Below are 6,000 nucleotides of genomic sequence, written 5' to 3'. Positions count from 1 at the left end.
GTATTGATGTTTATACCATTTGAATTGATGATCTTACTCTCTGCAATAACACTGTCCTTATACAGATATTCCAGATCAACCTCGGAAGTTCCGGAAATATTTAATTTAACAAGTTTGAGTGGTTCTGGTGAAAGAAGTTTTGCTTTGCTGCATGATAAACTTAGCCCTATAACAGCAAGCATCACGAAATGGATATATTTTTTAAGTTTCATATTCATTAAAAGTTATAAGTAATAGATGTACTGTAGGTGCGACCAAATTTTTGCGAGAACAGCACCTGATCTCCTTCTTCGTAATTATTGGTAAAGCCAGGTTTCAAGCGGAATTTGTTACTGTAATCAGAACCTATGGTATATTCCGGGTTAGGCTCATAGCTACCCGTATTTCTAAAGATAACGGACGCTCTATTGAGTAGGTTACCCGCGTTTACCCTTACTTCCAATCTCTTTTTGTAAAATCTGTAACTAACCTGGGCATCGATCTGATCCCTTGGCTTCTCATATTCAATATTATTAAGTTCGGGTCCAACGAGCGTTGTTTTAAGTCCCGATTTATTATATGCCAGGTTAAAGCCCAATTGCTCACCTGTATATTGTAAACCGGCATTAATGAGATATGGAGATTGCCCGTACATGTTTCTTTTTGCTTTTGCGGCCACAACTATATCCTTTCCATCTACAGCGGTTTTATAGTTCCCTGCCACATCGGCTTTTTGTAAAGTAAGGTTGCCATAAACCGTGAAGCGTGTTAAAAAGTTGCTAGCGGCAATAAAACCGAAATTTTTTCTCATCTCTAATTCTAAACCGTAAACCTTAGCTTGATCTGAGTTTTTGATATAATAAAAACCGCCACCATTGGACGTGCTAAAAGTGATCTCAACAGGTTGATCAAACTGTTTGTAAAATGCACTTGCCGAGATGATCTCACCAAGGCCAGGGAACCACTCTATTTTAAAATCGTAGTTTTTAATCTGCGTACTGGCCAAACCTTCGTTGCCAAATTGTGCATCGAACATCGGGTCGTACCTAAAAAACTGACTGTTGTCCATCAGCTCCGGCCTTACTACTGCGTTTGAGAAGGCGGCCCTGATATTAATTTCTTTGGTTGGACTATAGGTAAGATTGGCCGATGGCAAAAATCTCCACTTCTTTTCTGGAGGAAGTGCGAAAGAACTCGTTCCCCTTACGTTAATGTCGTTCCGTATTTCGGTATATCTGTAATACTCTGCCCTTGCACCCCAAACCAGGCGTAATTTTTCGCCAAGCCGGCTATCCAACATCACATAGCCTGCCTGGGTAATACTTTTTCCTTTGTAGCCATTTAAAAAGTATGAATTGATATAATAGTTGTAACCGTTATTGCCAATTTTGGCGGGGTTTATCATTTCGCCAATCGGGATATACCGTAAACTATCAGCTATTAACGGATTATGCACCAGGGAGGCAATTTGCCAGTTGAGTGATCCTTCTTTTTGAATCCCAAAATAACCGGTTTTTATATTATTATTTAACAGCCCTGTTTTAAAAGGCATGCTCGCATCGGCACTCCATGAAAAATGATGCTCATTGTTGCTATAGTTATGGCGGGAGGTGGGTTTTATATATCCTTCTGTTTGTGAGCTTGATACATAAATGTATTCGTAGCCGTTACTGGTTTTTAGCAAACCTTGGGAAGCAATGCTTAGATCTTTCTCTTTACGGTCTATTGATGTCCTGGATAAATTCCATTCTAACTTTATCTTGTTAAACTGATGCTGACCATTTAATTTATTCTGTAAAAGATCTGTATAGGTGGGGTCGTCAGTCTCTATAATGCGGTTGGGTTTTACACCAGCAGCAAATAGAGTTGTCCCCTCATCTGAATCGTAACCAACGGCCCTAAAAAGGTCATTATTGTAAATATGGGTATAGGTGTTTCGGAAGCTGAACCTATTTTTCTCTAACTGCAAGCCTACGTTTAACATCGCAGCCAAAGTAGTATTGAACATGTATTTAGCACCAGAATTAGTGGTATTTGTGTTCCAGTCACTTCTGGTCTGTTGGTCAACTATATTAATATTTTGGTTGTTCCGGTAATTTAAAGCTGCAGTAAAGCCCAGTTTTTTATCGTTTGTCGGATCAATAGTGATTATTCTGCCCAATGTAAACTGATAGTTCTGCGATGGAGCAGTTTTATATTTGTACATCGTAAAATTATCATTGGTAAATTTTTGGCTTTGTGCAATGATCACTTGTTTATACTGTTCGTCTGTAAGGGTATTATTGGGTACAGTGGTACGGTCTGTATGCTGTAAACCAGTTGGGAATTTCCTTCGTCCATCGTCAAAACCTAAGTAATCATATTTACCACGTTTATGGCTCAAAAAATCCTTGCCAGTACTTTGGTCGTTAAAGGAAGTTCCAACGGTGAAGCCCATAAAATTTTCTGTAGGGATATCCTTAGTATTAATTTGTATCAATCCACCACCAAAGCTACTGTTCATGTCAGGGGTAACCGTTTTGCTGACCACAACGTTATCAACCAAGCTTGAAGGGATCAGATCGAAAGAGAAGTTACGGGTTTGGGCTTCAGTACTGGGCAGATTTATTCCGTCCAGTTGTGCGGTATTGTAACGTTCGCCTATACCACGTACCAAAACCATTTTATTGTCTATGGAGCTCACCCCGCTGATGCGCTTTAAGCTCTCGCCGATATTCTTGTCGGGCGTACTGGCAATCTGCTCGGCACTGATACCGTTACTGATCTCTGAAGCGTTCTTTTGTCTAGCCAGTAAGCCTTCGGTTGATGCCTTACGGTAACTGGCGGTTACCGTTACTTCTTTTAATGCAGCATTGGCTGGCTTTAAGGAAATATTAAGCGGGGTATTTTTATCTTCTGCCACTATAACACCCGTAATACGCTGGGTTTGATAGGACATATAACTGACTTCTATGGTATAGGTACCGGGTATTGCCGATAATACATAACTGCCATCCACTGTGGACTGAGTCCCGGCCCCGTTTTCTAATATCTTTATATTTGCACCCGGCAGGGATTCGCCTTTCTCGTCCACCACCTTACCGCTAATGCGGCCCGGTTTAGCGATCGGGGAGCGGGTAACAATAACTGTATTATCCGCTATAGAATATACCAAAGATTGTCCGGCAAAAACTTGCTGCAGCACTTCTTTAAATTCCATATCCTTGACATGGATGGTTACCATCTTTGTATCTGTCAGTGTTTTCCGGGTAAAAATAATATCGTAGCCACTTTGTGTGCTGATGGATTCGAGCACTTTTTCCATAGGCTGACCACGAAACGATAAGGTTACCTTTTGCGCTAAAGTATTGGCGCTTACCTGCATGATGCTCACGATCAGTAAAAAAGTTGTCAACTTCATGGTCAACAGTATCTTAGGGGTATGGTGTTTCCACCACACCAAATTTTGGTGTAAAAAATTGTACATTTGATTTGCTTGGAATATGCGTTTGCCGTAATGGGTCTCAAGCACTGCCGGGAACGCTATTGTAAATGAAAAATTAAATTATTTCGGCCAGGCATCCTGATCCCGGTTAGCGCCGGGATCTGTTTTAGGCCAAGTTATGTTCTATCTTACTTCGATACAGTAACCCTCCTTCCTTCTATTTTAAAATGCACATCCTGGGTTTTCTCCAATACATCAAGTACCTGGCTAATATTTTTATTTCGCGAGATGCGCCCATTAAACTCGGCTTCGGGTAAAACACCATCATATAAAACTTCAATATTGTACCAACGACCAAGTTTCCGCATGATGCTTTCTATCTTTTCGTTCCGAAAATTAAAACGTCCGGATCTCCAGTCTGCTTCTGCAAAAGCGTCTGTTTCGCTAACAGTAAGTCTGCCATTATGATTGATGGTCTGCTGCCCCGGAGCAAGTACTACTGCAGAATTATGATCATTGCTCACCCTCACCATGCCTTCCAGTAAGGTAGTGCGGATAAACTGCTCATCGGCATAACTGCTGATATTGAAATGAGTGCCCAGTACCCTTACCTTCTGTTCGCGGGTCTCAACAATAAAAGGTCTGGTTTTATCTTTCGCTACCTCAAAGTAGGCTTCCCCCTCAAGCTTTACATGCCTTTCTTTTTGTTGTGCAAAATTTGCCAGGTAGGTTACTGACGAATAGGCATTAAGCCAGATACTTGATCCATCGGGTAAATTCACCTGATAGGTTTCTCCTTTGGCAGTGCTCAGTGTGTTCAAGCCTGTATTTGCCCGGCTTTGCGTAGCGGTGTACACCAATTGGCCGGAAGCTGTTTTGGAAATGGTAACGCCGGCTTCTTTGGCAAAGGTGCCAGTGTTGGTTTCATTCAGGTTGATGCTGCGCCCATTGGCCAACCTAAGCGTAGCACCGTGTTTACCTGGTGCAATATCATGGTCTACATATGAAATTTGTTCTAGTGGTTCAGCAGGTTGGCGTTGCCTATAAAAAAGTGAACCCACCGTGCAAATTAAAATGACAGCAGCAGCTATAGCGGTATACCGAAACCATAAGAGACGCTGTGCTGCCGATCTACCTGTTTGCTTTTTAACTCGATGCAGCGCGCTATCAACATCATATGATCTTTGATTTTGCAAAGCGGATTCACAAAAGGCCGGATCTGCTATTTGATCTAATAGTAGTTTATTGTCTGCTGACGCATCAACCCATTTTTCCAATTCTGCCTTTTCATCTTGGGTGAGATGGCCCGCCATATAGGCTTGCAAAAGATATAGAAGTCGGGTTTCACTAAATGTATTGTCTTGTTGCATGCTGTTACTTTATACACCTAATACACCACGGTTAGGGAAAAGTACTCTGGAAAATGAAATTATTTTTATATCCCGGCAAGCACGATCGCCGAAACGGCAAGCCAGGCTTCTGAAGATATTTTGGTCTTCAAAATAGATAAGCCTTTGTGCTTATAGTTTTTAACCGTTTGTATAGTAAGATCCAGTTGGGCGGCTATTTCATCATTCTTGAAACCGTCGCGGTAACTCATGCTGATTACCTTGCCATAATGCGAAGGTAGCAGCTCTATCTCACGGTAAATGCTACCTATCAATTCGGAGCGCAACATATTATTGAGGTAACTTTCTTCGAAGTTATCCGACTGAAGTGAGTATGTACGCTCACGCTCCGCCCGGCGTACTGCCGACCGTATCCTGTTCATACTACTGTTAAAAGCTGACCGGTACAAATAGGCACGAAGGTGTTCCGCACTATTAAATACTTCTGCTTTATTCCAAAGTGTTACAAACAAGTTGGCCACTACTTCTTCGGCATCTTCTTTATATTTCAGGTAGCGCTCTGAAAAATCACACAATTGCGGATAATAAAACCTGAATATTTGATCAAACTCCATCGTATTCCCAAGGTTTACCGGAAAGTTCAAAAAATCTGTTGATGTGTATTCAGATGTAGGAGACATAATGCAATTGCAAATGTCCCTGATTCTTTGTTAACTTAATATTAAGTTACCACCGATGTTGTGTTAGTAACCACAGGTGTGTATTCTGGTAAATGTAGCCGCCCCATTCCGTTCCAAACTGACTATGTTCTCCGAGTCTGTTAAGGTCATTTTCGGTCTGAAAAAAGATGATTTAGGCAAATTTCCCAACTTAAGGGCCTTAATTTTCCGTTTCGAGAAATTGATGCAGAAATAGCTCACAATTCATCAATAAATTAGTTTTATTGGCTTTTGAAGCCCATTTCCCTGATAGTTGAAACTATAACAGATTAATAATCAATATTTTCAGAAGGTTCTATTCTGCTTGCCCCACCTCGAATATCGAACCATTTTCTTTAAAAAAACATTTTATAAAGAATAATACATTTAAAAGGATTATGAAACAAAAAGGCAGAAAATCATATGATTTTCTGCCTTTTGAAGTAGTCCATAGGGGAATCGAACCCCTGTTTCCAGAATGAAAATCTGGCGTCCTCACCCCTAGACGAATGGACCAAAATGTCATCAATCAAACGGCCTTTGTTAGAAA

The 6,000-nt window shown here is 40.9% G+C and carries 4 protein-coding genes and 1 tRNA gene; all 5 read right to left on the bottom strand.

The window, feature by feature from the left end; all coding sequences use genetic code 11:
* Nucleotides 1–212, bottom strand: a 212-nt coding sequence (locus tag JHD79_RS22735) for a hypothetical protein (protein ID WP_233164600.1), incomplete at its 3' end; no start/stop codon positions are given.
* Nucleotides 213–217: 5 nt separating this feature from the next.
* Nucleotides 218–3,445, bottom strand: coding sequence for a TonB-dependent receptor (locus JHD79_RS06850; RefSeq protein WP_199118470.1), 3,228 nt, complete (start codon nucleotides 3,443–3,445; stop codon nucleotides 218–220).
* 146 nt (nucleotides 3,446–3,591) lie between these two features.
* Nucleotides 3,592–4,773, bottom strand: a complete 1,182-nt coding sequence (locus JHD79_RS06845; protein ID WP_199118469.1) for a FecR family protein — start codon at nucleotides 4,771–4,773, stop codon at nucleotides 3,592–3,594.
* Nucleotides 4,774–4,838: 65 nt separating this feature from the next.
* Nucleotides 4,839–5,432 (bottom strand): RNA polymerase sigma factor, encoded by a 594-nt coding sequence (locus JHD79_RS06840; protein WP_199118468.1) that lies wholly within the window; start codon nucleotides 5,430–5,432, stop codon nucleotides 4,839–4,841.
* Between the two features lie 462 nt (nucleotides 5,433–5,894).
* Nucleotides 5,895–5,966, bottom strand: a tRNA-Glu gene (locus JHD79_RS06835).
* Between the last annotated feature and the right edge of the window lie 34 nt (nucleotides 5,967–6,000).

The sequence above is a fragment of the Pedobacter sp. ASV28 genome, assembly GCF_016428855.1.
Taxonomy (GTDB): Bacteria; Bacteroidota; Bacteroidia; order Sphingobacteriales; family Sphingobacteriaceae; genus Pedobacter.
Note: the sequence above shows the minus strand (reverse complement) of the source record. Positions and strands in the feature narration are given on the sequence as shown.